This window comes from Bradyrhizobium uaiense (assembly GCF_010811875.1).
In the GTDB taxonomy this organism is placed as follows: Bacteria; Pseudomonadota; Alphaproteobacteria; order Rhizobiales; family Xanthobacteraceae; genus Bradyrhizobium; species Bradyrhizobium uaiense.
Genome location: NZ_VKHP01001266.1, coordinates 1 through 211, shown reverse-complemented (window position 1 = coordinate 211; position 211 = coordinate 1). Strand labels below are relative to the sequence as shown.

General features: G+C 57.8%; 1 pseudogene. It reads right to left on the bottom strand.

What is annotated here, in order from left to right:
• Positions 1-117: pseudogene (locus FNJ47_RS49570) on the bottom strand (IS5/IS1182 family transposase); the annotation flags it as partial.
• Positions 118-211 lie beyond the last annotated feature (94 nt).

The window sequence follows — 211 nt, the reverse complement described above, 5'->3', positions numbered from 1 at the left end:
CACTCCTTCAACGAACATTCGGTTGTCGCGCCCGGTCGAGCCCTTCTGATCGGGGCGCCCTATGATCAACGGCGCCATCCGCTTCCACGCCGCGTCGCTCAATACCAAACGGTCCATCACACCCAAGACGGCCTCCCCAAAAGCAGCCTTGAATCTGATTTGCTCCTAAAAGGGAATCCTTAGAGTCCACACCACCTAGTGTTCCGTCCCG